The following is a 16,066-nucleotide window of genomic DNA, read 5'->3' as shown; positions in this document are numbered from 1 at the left end:
GGGTGTGCCGGTGAAGTTCAGCGACGGCTACTGGCTGCTGCGCGAAGGCGTGACCGCGGCCCATCCGGTCGAGGTCCTCGATGTCACCGCCGAACACGGCACGTTGGAGATCCACGCGCCGACCCAGCCCATCCGCCACCGCGGCGACCTGCTGAAGGGACCGGTCGTGACGATCAGCGCGCATGCGCCGATGCCCGATGTCATCGGCGTGACGTTCACGCACTTCGAGGGCGAGGAGCCGCGCGGCCCCGAGTTCGAGGTGAACAAAGAGGAGGTTCCGGCGACGGCCTCGTACGACGACGAGTACGCGACCCTCACCTCGGGCGCCCTCTCCGTCAAGGTCTCCCGCGGGGGACCCTGGCACATCGACTTCCTCGCGGACGGCCGCACGCTCACCAGCAGCGGCCGCAAGGGCATGGGCATCATGCGGGACGCTGAGGACGGTCACTATCTGCGGGAGCAGCTGAACCTCGGGGTGGGCACGCATGTCTTCGGGCTCGGCGAGCGCTTCGGGCCCCTGGTCAAGAACGGCCAGGTCGTCGACATGTGGAACGCCGACGGCGGCACGGCCACGGAGCAGGCGTACAAGAACGTCCCGTTCTATCTGACGGACGCGGGCTACGGCGTGTTCGTCGACCATCCGGGGCGGGTGTCGTTCGAGGTCGGCTCCGAGACGGTGTCACGGGTCCAATTCAGCTCCGAGACACAGCAGTTGACGTACTACGTCATCTACGGGCCGACACCCAAGGACATCCTCCGCAAGTACACGGCACTCACCGGCCGTCCGGCTCTTCCGCCCGCCTGGTCGTTCGGCCTGTGGCTGTCCACGTCCTTCACCACCTCCTACGACGAGGAGACGGTCACCTCCTTCATCGAGGGCATGGAGGAGCGCGAACTCCCCCTATCCGTCTTCCACTTCGACTGCTTCTGGATGCGCGAGTTCAACTGGTGCGACTTCCAGTGGGATCCGCGGGTCTTCCCCGACCCGGAGGGGATGCTGAAGCGGCTGAAGGAACGCGGACTGCACATCTCCGTATGGATCAACCCGTACATCGCGCAGCGCTCCCCGCTGTTCGCGGAGGGGCGGGCCCTCGGGCATCTCCTGAAGAAACCGGACGGCAGCGTCTGGCAGTGGGACCTGTGGCAGCCAGGCATGGCGCTGGTCGACTTCACGAGCCCGGCCGCCCGCGACTGGTACGCCTCGAAACTGGAGGCACTGCTCGCACAGGGCGTCGACTGCTTCAAGACCGACTTCGGCGAACGGGTCCCGCTCGACGTGGCGTACGCGGACGGCGGCGACCCGGAGCGGATGCACAACTACTACACGTACCTCTACAACCGCACCGTCTTCGACGTGCTGCGCAAGCACCGTGGGGAGGGGGAAGCGGTGGTCTTCGCCCGGTCGGCGACGGCCGGCAGCCAGAAGTTCCCGGTCCACTGGGGCGGCGACTGCGAGGCGACGTACGAGTCGATGGCGGAGTCGCTGCGCGGCGGACTCTCCCTCGGCCTGTCCGGCTTCGGCTACTGGAGCCACGACATCGGCGGCTTCGAGGGCACGCCGACGCCCGCGCTCTTCAAACGGTGGATCGCCTTCGGCCTGCTGTCCTCGCACAGTCGGCTGCACGGCTCGTCGTCGTACCGCGTGCCGTGGCTGTTCGACGAGGAAGCCGTCGACGTGCTGCGCCTGTTCACCAGGCTCAAGCTCCGCCTCATGCCGTATCTGTACGAGGCTGCCCGCGCCGCCCACGCGGAAGGGGTGCCGATGATGCGGGCGATGGTCCTGGAGTTCCCGGACGATCCCGGGTGCGCGCACTTGGAGCGGCAGTACATGCTCGGGCCCGATCTGCTGGTCGCGCCCGTGTTCTCCGACGAGGGAGACGTGTCGTACTACGTCCCCGAGGGCACCTGGACCCACTTCCTGAGCGGGCAGACGGTGACCGGGCCGCGCTGGGTGCGCGAGAAACACGGCTTCTCGAGCGTTCCGCTGCTGGTCAGGCCAGGTGCGGTGATTCCGGTCGGGGCCGTCGAGGACCGGGCCGACTATCCGTACGCGGACGGGGTCACCCTGCACACGTACGGCCTGGAACGCGGCGCGCAGGTCACGGTGCCGGTGGACGGCGTGATGTTCACGGTCGTACGCGAGGGGGACACGCTGCGGGCCTCGTCCAGCGATCCCGCGGCGCCGTGGGGACTGTCGGCCGGCGGACGGACGGTGCGGGCGAAGGCCGGAACCGGATTTCTGTCGCTGGAACTGAACTCCCCGGAACGGGAAGGAACATGGTGAAGATCACCGACGTGGCGCGGCACGCGGGGGTCTCCCCCAGCACCGTCTCGTACGCGCTGAGCGGCAAGCGCCCGATCTCGGAGGAGACCCGGCGGCGGATCGAGGACAGCATCCGCGAACTGGGCTACCGGCCGCACGCGGGCGCACGGGCGCTGGCCAGCAGCCGGTCCAACGTTCTCGCGCTGGTGGTGCCGTTGCGGGCGGGCATCCATGTGCCGGTGGTGATGCAGTTCGCGGTGTCCGTGGTGACGACCGCGCGCCGGTACGACCACGACGTACTGCTGCTCACCCAGGAGGAGGGCGAGGAGGGGCTGAGACGGGTCGCCGACACAGCACTCGTGGACGCGCTCATCGTCATGGACGTCCAACTCCACGACCGTCGGCTGCCGTTGCTACGCGCCCTGGACCGCCCCTCGGTCCTGATCGGCTTCCCCGCCAAGCCCGACGGGCTCACCTGCATCGACCTGGACTTCCAGGCGGCGGGCGAGGTCTGCGTCGAGCACCTGGCGGGCCTCGGCCACCGGGTGATCGCCCTGGTGGGCTCCCCGCCCGAGGTGTACGTACGCGAGACGGGCTTCGCCCAGCGAGTCGTACGAGGCTTCACCACGGCGGCAGACCGGCACGGCCTGTCCTCCTCGGTACACCCCTGCGAGGCGGACCCCGCGGCAGCCCGCCAAGTCGCCGAGCAACTCCTGCGAGAACGCCCAGCGTTGACAGGAGTGGTCGTCCACAACGAGCCCATAGTCGAACCCCTCATAGACGCCTTCGAGCAACTAGGCCTACGCGTCCCCGGCGACCTCTCCGTCACAGCAATCTGCCCGGACGAACTGTCCGCCCGAGTCCGCGTCCCCGTCACCTCGGTCGCCATACCCTCCGCCGAGGTCGGCGCCGGAGCCGTCGAACTGCTGATGAAGAAGCTGGGCGGGGCCTCCGCACCGGAGGCGACACTGCTACCGCCGCGACTGACGGTGCGGGAGAGCACGGGGCGGCGGCCCTGAAGGGGCCCACACCAGCGGATGCCAGCAGTTTGCCGGCATCCGCTGCCAAAACTGCCGGCATGCCATCGATCGTGATCCGGGATGTCCCCGACGACATTCTGGCCACCCTGAAGAAACGAGCCGCCAAAGAGGGCAAGAGCCTCCAGGCATACATCCTCGAGCTCCTCACCCGCGAGGCGACCACCCCGACCAACACGGAACTGGCTGAACGCATGCGCCACACAGCTGGCGTCGACCTCACCGACACCGACGTGCCCGGTGAGCGACGGCACTGAACGTCCTCGCCCAGCGCGGTGGCAGCCCGCCCAAGGTTCTCGAGGCCGAGGGGGCAGCCCGCACTCGCCGAGCGCGGGCTGCCGACCCACAGCATGGCCGAACATATTCCGTTGACCGAGGGACGGCCGAGGTACGAGAGTGTCGCCCTGGTCGGGATCGACGGCGTACGCGGGACGGTGAGCGGTGGCTGGCTCGGACATGGCCCGTGACCTGCAAGCCAAGGGGAACTCGTCTGATCTGCCGCTGTGGACGGCGGACTTCCGGCTGTTCTTCGCCGCCCGCACCACCTCTCTGCTGGGCGACGCGATGCTCCCCGTCGCGATCACGGCCGCCGTGATCCGGGCGGGATACGGGGCGAGTGGGGTGGGCTATGCACTGGCCGCGCTGGTAGCGCCGTTCGCGGCACTGATCATCTTTGGCGGCGTGATGTCCGACCGCTTCGGCGCCCGGCGGCTGATGGTCGTCTCAGACACGACAAGGCTGTGTTTTCAGGCGCTGCTCGCGCTGCTGTTCCTGCTGGGTACGCCGCAGTTGTGGCAGATCCTGGTGCTGCTGGCCCTGGTCGGGGCGGGTGGCGCAATCTTCCAGCCGGGAGTCGCCAGCATCACCCCGCGCATAGCTCAGGACGTGCAGAAGGCGAACGCCACACTCCGCATCTCGGAGTCCATGACCGTCGTGATCGGCCCGTCGCTGGCAGGTCTGCTGCTGGTGGTTTCCTCTCCAGCAGCGGTGATCGCCCTCGACGCCTTGACCTATGGGGTCAGCGGCGCCTGCCTGATCCTGCTCCGCTCGGTCCCGATGGGCCCGGCCGGGCGGGGCGGCGAAGCATCGTTCCGCGCCGATCTCGTCGAGGGGTGGCGGGAGTTCCGGGCCAGGACCTGGCTGTGGAGTGTCATCGTCGTCTTCATGCTCTGGCAGCTGGCCGGCGCCGGTCCCACCATGACCCTCGGCAACAGCACACTGGTCACCGACTACGGAGCATCGACGTTCGGCTTGGTCATGTCGTCCCTCGGGGCGGGCAGTGTGCTCGGCGGGATCGTCGCGATCAGACTCCGTCCGCGGTATCCGCTCCGGGCCGGCGCCCTCTCCATGATCCTTTGGGCACTCATGCCGTTGGGAGTCGCTCTCGGCCTTCCCGCGCCGCTCATCGCCGGGTGCTACGGGGTGAGCGGCGTGGGCATGGCGTTCTGGATCGTCATGTTCCACACGAGCGTGCAGACGCACATCCCGCAGGACGTCCTCGGCAGGGTGCACGCCTACGATGCGGCCGGCTCGCTGGTGATGAAGCCAGTCGGGCAGGCGGTGGCGGGGCCGCTCGCGGTCGTCGCGGGCACAGTGCCGCTGCTGTACGTGTCCGCGTCCATGGCGCTCGTCGCCTGCGCCCTGCTGCTGGCCATCCCAGCCGTGCGCGGCCTGAAGCGCGTAGAGCAACGGGCGTGACCGGAAGAGTGTGACCGGAAACGACGAAGGCCCGGTGGTCGTCATGACCACCGGGCCTTCGTCTCACATGGGGTGAGGCGGTCTGGGGGGCATGCCCCCCAGACGCTTGTGGAGATGGCGGGAATCGAACCCGCGTCCAACGGTGCAGAACCAGGGCTTCTCCGAGCGCAGTTCGCTGTGCTTTTCTCAGCCCCGGAGATCTCGCGAACAAGTCTCCGACGGGCTCAGTCACTGTTTGATTTCCCATCGAGCCCCGTGACCGGGCTCGACGGTTTAGTTCCCTAGATTATGCCAGGGTCCGGGTCGGGAACACCCCCGGGCTGACACCCATTAAGGGTCCTTCACTCACTGCTTATTAGGCAGCGAGGGCGAAGGACTGGGAATCGCGCTTAGTATTGGCGATTATTGGTTGCGACATATGGTTAACGAGATCATTGCCGCTTCCTCGGCTCGCTTCCCCTGCTTCGACATCCGCTGTCGAAACCGATCATCCCCATGTTGATTTTTCAATCCCCCTCCGAGAAGGGGGCCCGCACCCGCTGTGGGGTGCAGCAGCCATCGTACGTGACCAACGCGCGTCGGTGCCAACCTATTCCCGGGGCCTGGGGCCCGGGTGGCCCGCTAAGGGCGGCTTACCGAAGTCCGGTGCTGTACCGCGTCCCTTCAGGGGCGCGGGGCTGTCACATATGCGGCCCCGCCGCGTGGGCGCGACCAGCCACGACGGACCCGCAGCTTCGGCCCGTGTTCCCAGCGGAGCGCTTACGCCTGCTGCCGCCGCCGTACCGCCGACACCGCGCGCTCCGTCTCCCGCCGGTCCTGCTTCTCTCGCAGGGCCTGGCGCTTGTCGTACTCCTTCTTGCCCTTCGCCAGTGCGATCTCGATCTTGGCTCGGCCGTCCTTGAAGTACAGGGCGAGGGGCACGATCGTGTGGCCCGTCTCCTGGGACTTCTGCTCCAGCTTGTCGATCTCCTCGCGGTGCATCAGGAGTTTGCGCTTGCGCCGGGCGCTGTGGTTGGTCCACGTGCCCTGGCTGTACTCGGGGACGTGCACGTTGTAGAGCCACGCCTCGTGCCCCTCCAGGGACACGAACCCGTCGACCAGCGACGCCCGGCCCTGGCGCAGGGACTTCACCTCGGTGCCCATGAGGACCAGACCGGCCTCGTACGTGTCGAGGATGTGGTAGTCGTGCCGCGCCTTCTTGTTCTGCGCGATCAGCTTGCGCCCTTTTTCCTTAGCCATAGTGCGGCCATTTTCGCACTACGAGGGGTCCCCGAGGCCACTCAATACCTTCTCGGCCCTCTCCAGCACGCCTTCCTCGACCTCGAGGTCGGGGCTGATGCCGCTGCCGTCGACGGTCCGCCCGAAGGGAGTGCGGTAGTGCCCGACGGTCAGCTCGGCGACGGAACCGTCCGGCAGTCGGCTCGGCATCTGGACCGAGCCCTTGCCGAAGGTCCTGGAGCCCACGACGACCGCACGTCCACGGTCCTGCAGGGCGCCGGTGAGGAGCTCGGCCGCGCTCATCGTGCCGCCGTCGACGAGCGCGACCAGGGGTCTGGTGGTGTCGCCGCCCGGCTCGGCGTGCAGGGCGCGCTGCTCGCCGCGTACGTCGTACGTCGCCACCAGGCCGCCATCCAGGAAGGCGGAGGCGGCGGTGACGGCCTCGGCGACCAAGCCGCCGGAGTTGCCGCGCAGGTCGAGGACGATCCGGGCGCCAGTGGCGGACTCGGCGACAGCGGCCCGTACGAGTTCGCCGGAGCCCTTGGTGAAGGCGGCGACCTTGATCACGGTGACGTCGCCGGCGAGTTCCCGTACCGTCACGGACTCCGTGGACAGCCTCGCCCGGCGCACCGTCTCGGTCCACGCGCGCGTGCCGCGTTCCAGGCCCAGGGAGACGGCCGTACCGGCGGCGGCGTCGGTGGCGTCGCCCCGGAGTAAGGAGACGACCTCGGTCACCGGCCGGCCGTCGACGCGCTCGCCGTCGACGCTGCGCAGCCGGTCGCCCTTGCGGATCCCCGCGGCGTCCGCGGGCGAACCGTCCCGCACGCGGGCCACCGCGATACGTCCGTCACGCTCGCGCCGGGCGGCCAGGCCGACGCCGGTGTACGCGCCGTCGAGGGCCTCCTCGAACTCCTCGTACTCCCCCGGGGAGTACACCGCGCCCCAGCGGTCGCCGCTGCGGCTCACGGCGCGCTCGGCCGCCTCCACGGGCGACTTGCCGTCGGCCATGGCTTCGGCGGCGGCGTCGGCGACGTCCTCCTGGCGCCCCCCGGAGTCGGCGGACCCCGCAGAGTCGGCGGATCCGGCGGATCCGACCGTCGCCGTACGGGCTCCCTGGGCAGACGATTTCTGGTCGGAGGCGCCGAACGAGCCGGTCGCGGCACCGGTGGCGAGGACACTCGCGAAGACCAACGTCAGGGCCGCCCCGCGGCGGATACGGCGGGGCGGACAGAACAGGTCGCGGCCGGACATGCCGGTGAGTCTAGGACAACGCAAGGGGCCGTACGCCTCGTTGGCAGTACGGCCCCATTGGCATGCGTCACACCTTCAGGTACTTGCGCAACGCGAAAAACGCGGCAAGCGCCGGCATCAACAGACTCGTGGCGAGGATGAGCGGCAGCTTGGTGAGGACCGCGTCCCAGCCGATGAAGTTGATGAGGTTCAGCTTCTCGGACAGGGCCAGACCGTGGTCGATGATGAAGTATCTGGCGATCAGCAGGAAGGCGCAGGCGACACCACCGCCGATGAGTCCGGCGACGGCGGCCTCCATGATGAACGGCGCCTGGATGTAGAAGCCGGAGGCTCCGACGAGACGCATGATGCCGGTCTCGCGGCGGCGGCTGAACGCCGAGACGCGCACCGTGTTGACGATCAGCATCAGCGCGACGACGAGCATCATCGCCATCACCGCGCGGGCCGCCCAGTTCATGCCGTTGAGCAATTCGAAGAGGTTGTCCAGGTAGCTCTTCTGGTCCTGCACGGACTGCACACCGTCACGGCCGTCGAAGGCGGTGGCGATGACCTGGTACTTCTCCGGCTCCGTCAGCTTGACGCGGAACGACTCCTGCATCTGGTCCGGCGTGAGGGAGCTGGCCAGCGGGGAGTCGCCGAACTGCTCCTTGTAGTGCTTGTACGCCTCGTCCGACGTCTCGTGCGCGACGGTGTCGACGACGGACATCTTCTCGAGGTCGCTCTCGATCTGCTTCTTCTGCTCGGTGGTGACCGCTCCCTTGGCGCAGTTGGGGTCGGACTCCGCGTCGCTCTTGTTGCAGAGGTAGATGGAGACGTTGACCTTGTCGTACCAGTAGCCCTTCATCGTGTTGACCTGATCGCTCATCAGGAGCGAACCGCCGAACAGGGCGAGGGAGAGGGCCACGGAGACGATGACCGCGAAGGTCATCGTCAGATTGCGGCGGAGACCGACACCGATCTCGGACAGAACGAACTGGGCGCGCATGGCGTCTGCTTAAGCCTTTCCGTGAAGCCTGTCGGTCGTCAGTGCTGGTAGCCGTAGACGCCGCGTGCCTGGTCGCGGACGAGGCGGCCCTGCTCCAGCTCGATGACGCGCTTGCGCATCTGGTCCACGATGTTCTGGTCGTGGGTCGCCATCAGGACGGTGGTGCCCGTCCGGTTGATGCGGTCGAGCAGCTTCATGATGCCGACGGAGGTCTGCGGATCGAGGTTTCCGGTCGGTTCGTCGGCGATGAGCAGCTTCGGCCGGTTGACGAAGGCGCGCGCGATGGCGACGCGCTGCTGCTCACCACCGGAGAGTTCGCCCGGCATCCGGTCCTCCTTGCCGCCGAGCCCAACAAGATCGAGCACCTGGGGCACTGATTTACGGATCTCGCCGCGGGACTTGCCGATGACCTCCTGCGCGAACGCGACGTTCTCGCCGACCGTCTTGTTCGGCAGCAGCCGGAAGTCCTGGAACACCGTCCCCAACTGGCGGCGCATGTGCGGCACTTTCCAGTTGGACAGGCGCGCGAGGTCCTTGCCCAGGACGTGGACCTGGCCGTGGCTGACGCGCTCCTCACGCAGGATCAGCCGCAGGAAGGTGGACTTTCCGGAGCCGGAGGAGCCCACCAGGAACACGAACTCGCCGCGTTCGACCTCCAGGGAGACATCCCTGAGTGCGGGGCGGGTCTGCTTTGGGTAGACCTTGGAGACGTTGTCGAATCGGATCACGGATGCACCACGAGTCAGCGGGGGTAGGTGAGCGTGACCATACGCGAACCCGGTGGGCGGGTGCAGTCGCCGGTCGGGGTTGCGCGAGAGTTGCACGTTTTGTCGTACATGGGAAGGGCTTGAAAGCGCCGGGACCGCGAAGGATAAGGGGACGCGAGCCTAAATCCGGGGAACCTGGCACAGTGGAGGGGAACGTTCTCGTTCCTGAGAGCGTTGAGTGCGTTGTCTACGTGGAACCGGTGCAAGGAGGGCGAGCGCATGACGTACGACCGGTTGGTGTGCGCGAACTGTGCCGCGCCCGTGAATGAAGGCCGCTGCCCTGTCTGTCGTGCCAACAGGGAGCGGCTGCAGCAGGAGAGCCCGTTCGCGGGCCTGAACCCCATGGCGCTCATCGCGCTGCTGGCCGTGCTGATCGCGGCCGTGGCCCTGCTGGCGCACCAGACCGCGTAGCGAGCGGCGAGGTATTTCGTACGGCACATATCAGCTCGTACGGCACATATGGCAAGCGGCATTACGTGTAACGACGTGAAGGGCCCGGAGTCCTGTACTGGACTCCGAGCCCTTCTCGCGTTCGTACACCTGCCGTGGGCCGGGACGCCTACGGCAGGTCAGCCGCTGACAGGCGTCAGGCGGCGGCGCCGCGGCCGTTCATGAGGCGCGGCAGCATGCGGAAGCCGATACCGCCGGCGATCATCGTGGCCGCACCGACCAGCAGGAAGGTGGTCTCGGCGGCGCCGGTCTCGGCGAGCTCGCCGCCACCGCCGGTGCCCTGAGCGGAGGCGTCCGCGCCCGTGCCGGTACCGCTGCCGGTGTCGGTCAGGCTCTCCTTGCCCTCGCCCTGCTCGACGGGCTGCGAGCCGCCGCCGTCGGGGTCGGTGTCGTTGCCGCCACCGCCGGCGCCGTCGTCGTCACCCGGGTCGGTCGGGTCCTCGGTGGGCTCGTCCGTCGGCCCATCCGTGGGCTCGTCGGTCGGCTCGTCCGTCGGGTCCTCGGTGGGCTCGTCGGTCGGCTCATCCGTGGGATCGTCGGTCGGCTCGTCCGTCGGGATGTCGGTGGGCGGGTCCGTCGGCTCCTCGGTCGGGTCCTTCACACCGAGGCCGACGTCAACGCCGTCCTCGTCGGCGCTCGCGCCGACGTTCAGACCGCCCACCTCGACGCCGACGTCGAGGGCCGAAGCGGCACCCGCGGCGGTCAGCGAAGCACCGGCGGCGATCACCGCACCGGCGGCCACCCGCGCGACACGGATCCGCGTCTTCTTGGTCATCTGCCTGCTACCCCCAGATAGCTCATCGTCAATGGAGCAGCGCCTGGGGCGACGACATCAGGGACGCTCTCGAAGCCCCCCGGTTCACATGCGCCCCAGAGATTCGCATGCCGCGCGTCAGCCTTCCTGTTCTTCAAAGCATCGTCAAGGTCGTTGCGACCGTGATGTCCAGATCAAGGTCATATGACGGCCGAGACGCAATGTGAGTGTGACGTAAAACCCACCCATTGGGCTGCAGAAAGGGCAACTGCCTTCCATGAGGAGGCAGTTGCCCTGTCGACAAAGCGATGTCCGCGAAGTCGCTTACTTGGACTGCTGCTTGCGCCAGCGAATTCCGGCCTCCAGGAAGCCATCGATCTCGCCATTGAACACGGACTCGGGGTTGCCCACTTCGTACTCCGTGCGCAGATCCTTGACCATCTGGTACGGGTGCAGGACGTACGAACGCATCTGGTTTCCCCAGGAGTTGCCGCCGTCGCCCTTGAGGGCGTCCATCTTGGCCTGCTCCTCCTGCCGGCGCCGCTCCAGCAGCTTCGCCTGCAGTACGTTCATGGCGGTCGCCTTGTTCTGGATCTGCGAGCGCTCGTTCTGGCAGGAGACGACGATTCCGGTGGGGAGGTGGGTCAACCGCACCGCGGAGTCAGTGGTGTTGACGCCCTGACCGCCGGGCCCTGACGAGCGGTACACGTCCACCCGCAGCTCGGACTCGTCGATCTCGATGTGGTCGGTCTTCTCGACGACGGGCAGCACCTCCACGCCCGCGAACGAGGTCTGGCGGCGCCCCTGGTTGTCGAACGGCGAGATCCTGACGAGCCGGTGCGTGCCCTGCTCCACCGACAACGTCCCGTAGGCGTACGGCGCCTGGACGGCGAAGGTGGTCGACTTGATGCCGGCCTCTTCCGCGTACGAGGTTTCGTAGACCTCGGTCTTGTAGCCCTGCTGTTCGGCCCAGCGCAGGTACATGCGCTGGAGCTTCTCGGCGAAGTCCGCGGCGTCGACGCCGCCGGCCTCCGCGCGGATGTTGACGAGTGCCTCGCGGGAGTCGTACTCCCCCGACAGCAGCGTCCGGACCTCCATCTCGTCCAACGCCTTCTTGACGGCGGTGAGCTCCGTCTCGGCCTCGGCGCGGGTGTCCGGGTCGTCCTCCTCCTCGGCCATCTCGAAGAGCACGCCCAGATCGTCGATCCGGCCGCGCAGGGCTTCCGCCTTGCGGACCTCCGCCTGGAGGTGGCTCAGCTTGCTGGTGATCTTCTGCGCCGCTTCCGGGTCGTCCCACAGGGACGGCGCTGCCGCCTGCTCCTCGAGCACGGCGATATCTGCCCTCAGCGTGTCGAGGTCCAGGACGGCCTCGATCGACTCCATGGTCGCGGAGAGGGACTTGAGCTCTTCGGATACATCGACAACTGCCACGCTCCCCAGCGTACTGGCTCCGCCGAGCGGGGAGGTCGGTGCGCGGGTCCGGAAAACCGGGGCTGCGCCCCTGGGCCCCCTGGCGGGGTGGTTTGTCGGCCGCGGGCCGTCGTGGGTTGCTCGCGCAGTTCCCCGCGCCCCTAGGTGAGTGAGGGCTTGCGCCGTCGTACGGCCCGCGCCCCGTACGGCCCGGCCAAGGGGCCGCGCCCCCGGGCCCCCGGCTCGGTCGTGTGTCGACTGCGGGCCGTCCGGGGTTGCTCGCGCAGTTCCCCGCGCCCCTAGGTGAGTGAGGGCCTGGGCCGTCGTACGGCCCGCGCCCCGTACGGCCCGGCCAAGGGGCCGCGCCCCCGGCCCCCTGGCAAGGTCGTATCTCGGCCGCGGGCCGCCATGGGTTGCTCGCGCAGTTCCCCGCGCCCCTAGGTGGGTGGTGGGGGCCTGGGCCGTCGTGCGGCCCGCGCGCCGTGCGGCCCGGCCAAGGGGCCGCGCCCCCGGGCCCCCGGCTCGGTCGTGTGTCGACTGCGGGCCGTCCGGGGTTGCTCGCGCAGTTCCCCGCGCCCCTAGGTGAGTGAGGGCTTGCGCCGTTATGCGGCCCGCGCCGCCTGGTCCTGCGGCCCGCGCCTCGTTCCGCCCGCGTCTCTGAAGGAGGCCGCAGGTCTCTTTAGGGGCGCGGGGAACTGCGCGATCAGCCACAACGGGCCGCAGCCGCCAATGCACCCCCGACACCCTGCCCGGTGGGCACACCGCCGCGGAGGCGGAGGTTACGGCGTAGCCGGAGCCGAGGCACCCGGGCCCTGGGGCTTGGCGTCTGCGTTGTCGCCCGTCGTGGCTAGCCATGTGCCGATGCCGACCGCGGCGGCGAGCGCGGCGGCCACCGCGCTGAGCGTGAGGCGGCGGCGTCGGGCCGCGGCCCGGTTTCGGGCGGAGCCGGGGCGCGGGGCGCCGGCGGCGCGGGGCGCGCGGGCGGTGCCGCGGGCGCCGCCCGCCAGCTCGTCCGGCCCGGGCACCCGCATGCTCGTGTGCGTGTCCCGGTTCGAGTCGGGCGCGGCCCGCCCCGGCACCAGCGGCACCGCACCCCTCCGCACCTGCTCGACATCCCGCGGAGCCTCCGGCTCCGCCGACGCCGCGTCGGACTCCGGCTCCGGCTCGTCCACATCCAGCGGCGGCATCCCCGCCAGTTCGGGCAACTGCTCCCGCAGCCGCGCCGCCAGCTCGGACGCCCGCAACCGCGACGCCGGCGCCTTCGCCAGACACTGCACGAGCAGCTGCCACAGATCGTCGGGAATCCCGGGAAGCGGAACCACCGTCTCCGTGACATGCCGCCGCAGCACGGCCCCCGGGTGACCTCCACCGAACGGCGTGAACCCGGCCAGCAGCTCGTACAGAACGGTCGCCAGCGCGTAGATGTCGACGGCCGCCCGAGGGGGCAGCCCCTCGATGATCTCGGGCGCCAGATAGTCCGGCGTACCGATGATCTTCGTCGCCCGGGTCCGCCGCGGCGAGTCGATCAGTTTGGCCACCCCGAAGTCCGTCAGCAACGCCGGATGCGAGCCGCCGGGACCGAGCGGCCCCTGCATGTCCAGCAGTACGTTCTCCGGCTTGACGTCCCGGTGGACGACACCCGCCGCGTGCGCGGCTGCGAGCCCGTCCGCGACATCCGCGACGATCGCGACCGCGGCCTCGGGAGCCATCCGCCGCTCGCGGTCGAGCCGGGTGCGCAGATCCGTGCCCCGTACGAGATCCATGACCAGCGCCAGGTCGTTGCCGTCGACCACCAGGTCACGTACGGAGACGACATGCGGATGATCGAGCCCGAGCAGCGCCGTCCGCTCCTGCACAAAGCGCCCCACGAGCTCCTGGTCGGAGGCGAGGTCCTCACGCAACAGCTTGATGGCGACGGGCCCCTCCGGCCCCTCGCCCAGCCACACCGTGCCGGCGCTGCCCCGCCCCAGAATCTGGTGCGCGGTGTACCGGCTGCCGATCTTCCGTGCCAAGACTGCTCCTACGGACGCGTGTTGTCGCTAAAGCTACGCGCACGGGGGCCCAACCTTCACTCCGGAGACAGAAATCACCCGCCAGGTGTCGACAAATCCCCAGAACCGCACCGCGCTTCCGGGGATTCGGGCAGCAGAAAAGGGGCCCGTTCAGTCCTGAACATCTCTGAATAGGACTGAACAGGCCCAAAGGGGTCTCAAGTGATCTGAACGAAACTGAGCGACAAGAGGGGCCTACTGGCCGGAACCAGTACCCGAGTTCGAACCCGAGCCCAGTTCCCCCACCCAGTCCGACGCCGTCTGGAACCAGTCCGTGAGCTGCTCCCAGTAGCCCTTGGTCGTCCCGATCCACTCCTGGAGCGGGCTCAGTTCCCAGATCAGCCACCCGGCGACGACCAGGATGATGATCGTGAACAGGCACCCCTTGAGGCACCCGAGCCCGGGGATCTTCATCGGGTTGGCGCTGCGCTGGCGCGGCGGGCGCGGCTCGCGCTGCGGCCGGGGCTCGCGAGGCGGCCTCGACGCGGGCTGCTGGGGGGGCGGCGGCGCGGGAGCGTATCGCTGCGGCTGCTGCTGGGGCTGCCGCTGAGGTGCGTACTGCTGCGGCTGGCCCTGGGGCGGATAACCCTGCTGAGGTCGCTGCTGGGGCCGCTGGCGCGGCTGCTGTTGCGGGCGGGCCACCTGTCGCTGGGGGCGTCGCCGCAGCGGGTCCTGGCCGGGGTCGAGATACGACTGGACCTGCGTCTGCTCGTTGCGGTCGCGGGCCGCGCGCAGCTGGTTCTGCCAGGGGTGCGGGTCCTCCGGGCCGCCGCCTGACGGCGGCTGGTTCGGTGGCATCGGCGGCATCACCGAGGTGGGGTCGGGGGCGCCACCGCGCGGCAGTACGGAGGTGGGGTCGGCGTCACCGGAGCCGGGCCCGGTGCCGGTGTGCGGCAGGACGCTGGTCGCGCCGTTCGGGTCGTACGAGCCGGCGCCGTGCGGCAGCACCTGGGTGGGGTCGGCGGCGCCGGGCATGCCCGGGACGGTGGCGGGCGCCGGGTCCGGGGCGAGCAGCGCGGCCACTCCCTCGGCGGCGGCGATCTGCGCGGAGTTCGCGTGCACACCGATGCCCTCGGCGACCGTGCGCAGGCCGCGGGCGAGGTTCTCGGCGCTGGGCCGCTCGTCCGGGTTCTTGCGCAGGCAGCGCTCGATGACCGTCCACAGGGGGTCGGGGATCGTGGAGGGGCGGCGCGGTTCGGCGCTGAGGTGCTGGTGGAGCACCTCCAGAGCGGACCCGCCGCCGAACGGCGGACGGCCGGTGACCAGCTCGTACAGCATAATTCCGGCGCCGTAGATGTCGACGGCGGAGGTCTGCGGGCGGCCCTCGGCGCCCTCGGGGGCGACGTACGCGGGCGTGCCGACGAACTCGTGGGTGCGGGTCAGGCCGGGCGAGTCGGCGAGCCGGGCGATGCCGAAGTCGGTCAGCAGCGGGTGCATCTGGCCGCCGTCCTGCTTGAGCAGGACGTTCGCGGGCTTCAGGTCGCGGTGCACGACGCCGTCGGCGTGGCTGGCGGCGAGCGCGTCGGCGACCTGGGCGGTGAGGAGGGCGGCGGCCACGGGGCTGAAGGGGCCGTTCTCGCGCAGGTAGCGGTGCAGGTCGGGGCCTTCGACCAGGTCCATGACGAGGGCGAGGAGGTCGCCTTCGACTACGAGGTCGCGTACCCGGACGATGTTCGGGTGGGTGAGACGGAGCAGGACGGAGCGCTCTCGCAGGAACCGCATCACGACATCAGCGTCGTTGGCGAGCTCCTCCTTGAGGACCTTGATCGCCACGGTCTCGCCGGGCTGGCCCGGAACTGCCGCCTCGGCTCCCGCGGTCTCCCTCTGGCGGGCTCGCCAGACGGTGCCTGTGGCGCCGCGCCCAAGCGGCTCCTCAAGGAGGTACTTGCTCCCTACCGGCCGCACGTCATGCGCTCCCTGCTGCTTGCCTGGCTGGTCCGTCACCCTTGCTGCGGGTGTTCCGCCCCACTGTAGTGCCGCTGAACTGGCACCGGGTTGTCGTCATCCTGTGGATGCCGTCCTGTGGATTACGTGGGGCGATCCCTTCCGTTTCAGGCAAAGACGCTCACTCCTGGGCGGTTGGTTGCCGGATCTTGGCATGATCGATCTCAAGGGGGCATTGGTCAGGCACTTTTGCGGGCAGAGCCGAGCAATCAAGATCACTTGTTCGTGGGATGCGGGC

General features: G+C 69.2%; 13 protein-coding genes and 1 other RNA gene. 5 read left to right on the top strand and 9 right to left on the bottom strand.

Annotated elements, in window-relative coordinates; translation table 11 throughout:
* Positions 1-10: 10 nt before the first annotated feature.
* The 4 genes from yicI (at position 11) to OHT21_RS28880 (ending at position 4,998) form a co-directional block, all read left to right on the top strand.
* A complete protein-coding gene (gene yicI / locus OHT21_RS28895; protein WP_328771208.1) occupies positions 11-2,284 on the top strand; it encodes an alpha-xylosidase in 2,274 nt (757 codons plus the stop codon).
* Positions 2,278-3,282: a LacI family DNA-binding transcriptional regulator gene (locus OHT21_RS28890; protein ID WP_328771207.1), complete on the top strand. Its 1,005-nt coding sequence runs from the start codon at positions 2,278-2,280 to the stop codon at positions 3,280-3,282. The genes yicI and OHT21_RS28890 overlap by 7 nt, the downstream gene beginning before the upstream one ends.
* A 59-nt stretch (positions 3,283-3,341) precedes the next feature.
* Positions 3,342-3,557, top strand: coding sequence for a FitA-like ribbon-helix-helix domain-containing protein (locus tag OHT21_RS28885; RefSeq protein WP_328771206.1), 216 nt, complete (start codon positions 3,342-3,344; stop codon positions 3,555-3,557).
* A 199-nt stretch (positions 3,558-3,756) separates the two neighbouring features.
* Complete coding sequence (locus OHT21_RS28880) at positions 3,757-4,998, top strand: MFS transporter (RefSeq protein ID WP_328774257.1); 1,242 nt, start codon at positions 3,757-3,759, stop codon at positions 4,996-4,998.
* 106 nt (positions 4,999-5,104) lie between these two features.
* Here OHT21_RS28880 and ssrA read toward each other — a convergent pair.
* The 5 genes from ssrA to ftsE all read right to left on the bottom strand — a co-directional run bounded on the left by ssrA (position 5,105) and on the right by ftsE (position 9,180).
* Positions 5,105-5,493, bottom strand: a transfer-messenger RNA (tmRNA) gene (gene ssrA / locus OHT21_RS28875).
* Positions 5,494-5,757: 264 nt separating this feature from the next.
* Positions 5,758-6,237, bottom strand: coding sequence for an SsrA-binding protein SmpB (gene smpB / locus OHT21_RS28870; protein ID WP_328771205.1), 480 nt, complete (start codon positions 6,235-6,237; stop codon positions 5,758-5,760).
* Between the two features lie 18 nt (positions 6,238-6,255).
* Positions 6,256-7,467: a S41 family peptidase gene (locus OHT21_RS28865; RefSeq protein ID WP_328771204.1), complete on the bottom strand. Its 1,212-nt coding sequence runs from the start codon at positions 7,465-7,467 to the stop codon at positions 6,256-6,258.
* A gap of 67 nt (positions 7,468-7,534) precedes the next feature.
* Positions 7,535-8,452 carry a permease-like cell division protein FtsX gene (gene ftsX, locus OHT21_RS28860; protein WP_328771203.1) on the bottom strand — a complete coding sequence of 306 codons (918 nt, stop codon included), beginning with the start codon at positions 8,450-8,452 and terminating at the stop codon, positions 7,535-7,537.
* A gap of 38 nt (positions 8,453-8,490) precedes the next feature.
* Positions 8,491-9,180: a cell division ATP-binding protein FtsE gene (gene ftsE, locus OHT21_RS28855; RefSeq protein ID WP_328771202.1), complete on the bottom strand. Its 690-nt coding sequence runs from the start codon at positions 9,178-9,180 to the stop codon at positions 8,491-8,493.
* Between the two features lie 258 nt (positions 9,181-9,438).
* On the opposite strand from ftsE, the gene OHT21_RS28850 reads away from it, so the two are divergent.
* A complete protein-coding gene (locus OHT21_RS28850) occupies positions 9,439-9,630 on the top strand; it encodes a hypothetical protein (protein ID WP_033328281.1) in 192 nt (63 codons plus the stop codon).
* A gap of 175 nt (positions 9,631-9,805) precedes the next feature.
* Here the strand turns inward: OHT21_RS28850 and OHT21_RS28845 are convergent, their stop codons facing one another.
* The 4 genes from OHT21_RS28845 to OHT21_RS28830 all read right to left on the bottom strand — a co-directional run bounded on the left by OHT21_RS28845 (position 9,806) and on the right by OHT21_RS28830 (position 15,789).
* Positions 9,806-10,444 carry a PT domain-containing protein gene (locus OHT21_RS28845; RefSeq protein WP_328771201.1) on the bottom strand — a complete coding sequence of 213 codons (639 nt, stop codon included), beginning with the start codon at positions 10,442-10,444 and terminating at the stop codon, positions 9,806-9,808.
* Between the two features lie 303 nt (positions 10,445-10,747).
* A complete protein-coding gene (prfB, locus tag OHT21_RS28840; protein ID WP_328771200.1) occupies positions 10,748-11,854 on the bottom strand; it encodes a peptide chain release factor 2 in 1,107 nt (368 codons plus the stop codon).
* Positions 11,855-12,612: 758 nt separating this feature from the next.
* Entirely contained in the window at positions 12,613-13,845 is a 1,233-nt protein-coding gene (locus OHT21_RS28835; protein WP_328771199.1) for a serine/threonine-protein kinase, read from the bottom strand.
* Between the two features lie 234 nt (positions 13,846-14,079).
* Positions 14,080-15,789 (bottom strand): serine/threonine-protein kinase, encoded by a 1,710-nt coding sequence (locus tag OHT21_RS28830; RefSeq protein WP_328771198.1) that lies wholly within the window; start codon positions 15,787-15,789, stop codon positions 14,080-14,082.
* Between the last annotated feature and the right edge of the window lie 277 nt (positions 15,790-16,066).

Source organism: Streptomyces sp. NBC_00286, assembly GCF_036173125.1.
Lineage (GTDB): Bacteria > Actinomycetota > Actinomycetes > Streptomycetales > Streptomycetaceae > Streptomyces.
The sequence above is the reverse complement of the archived record's forward strand: the minus strand, read 5'-3'. Positions and strand labels throughout refer to the sequence as shown.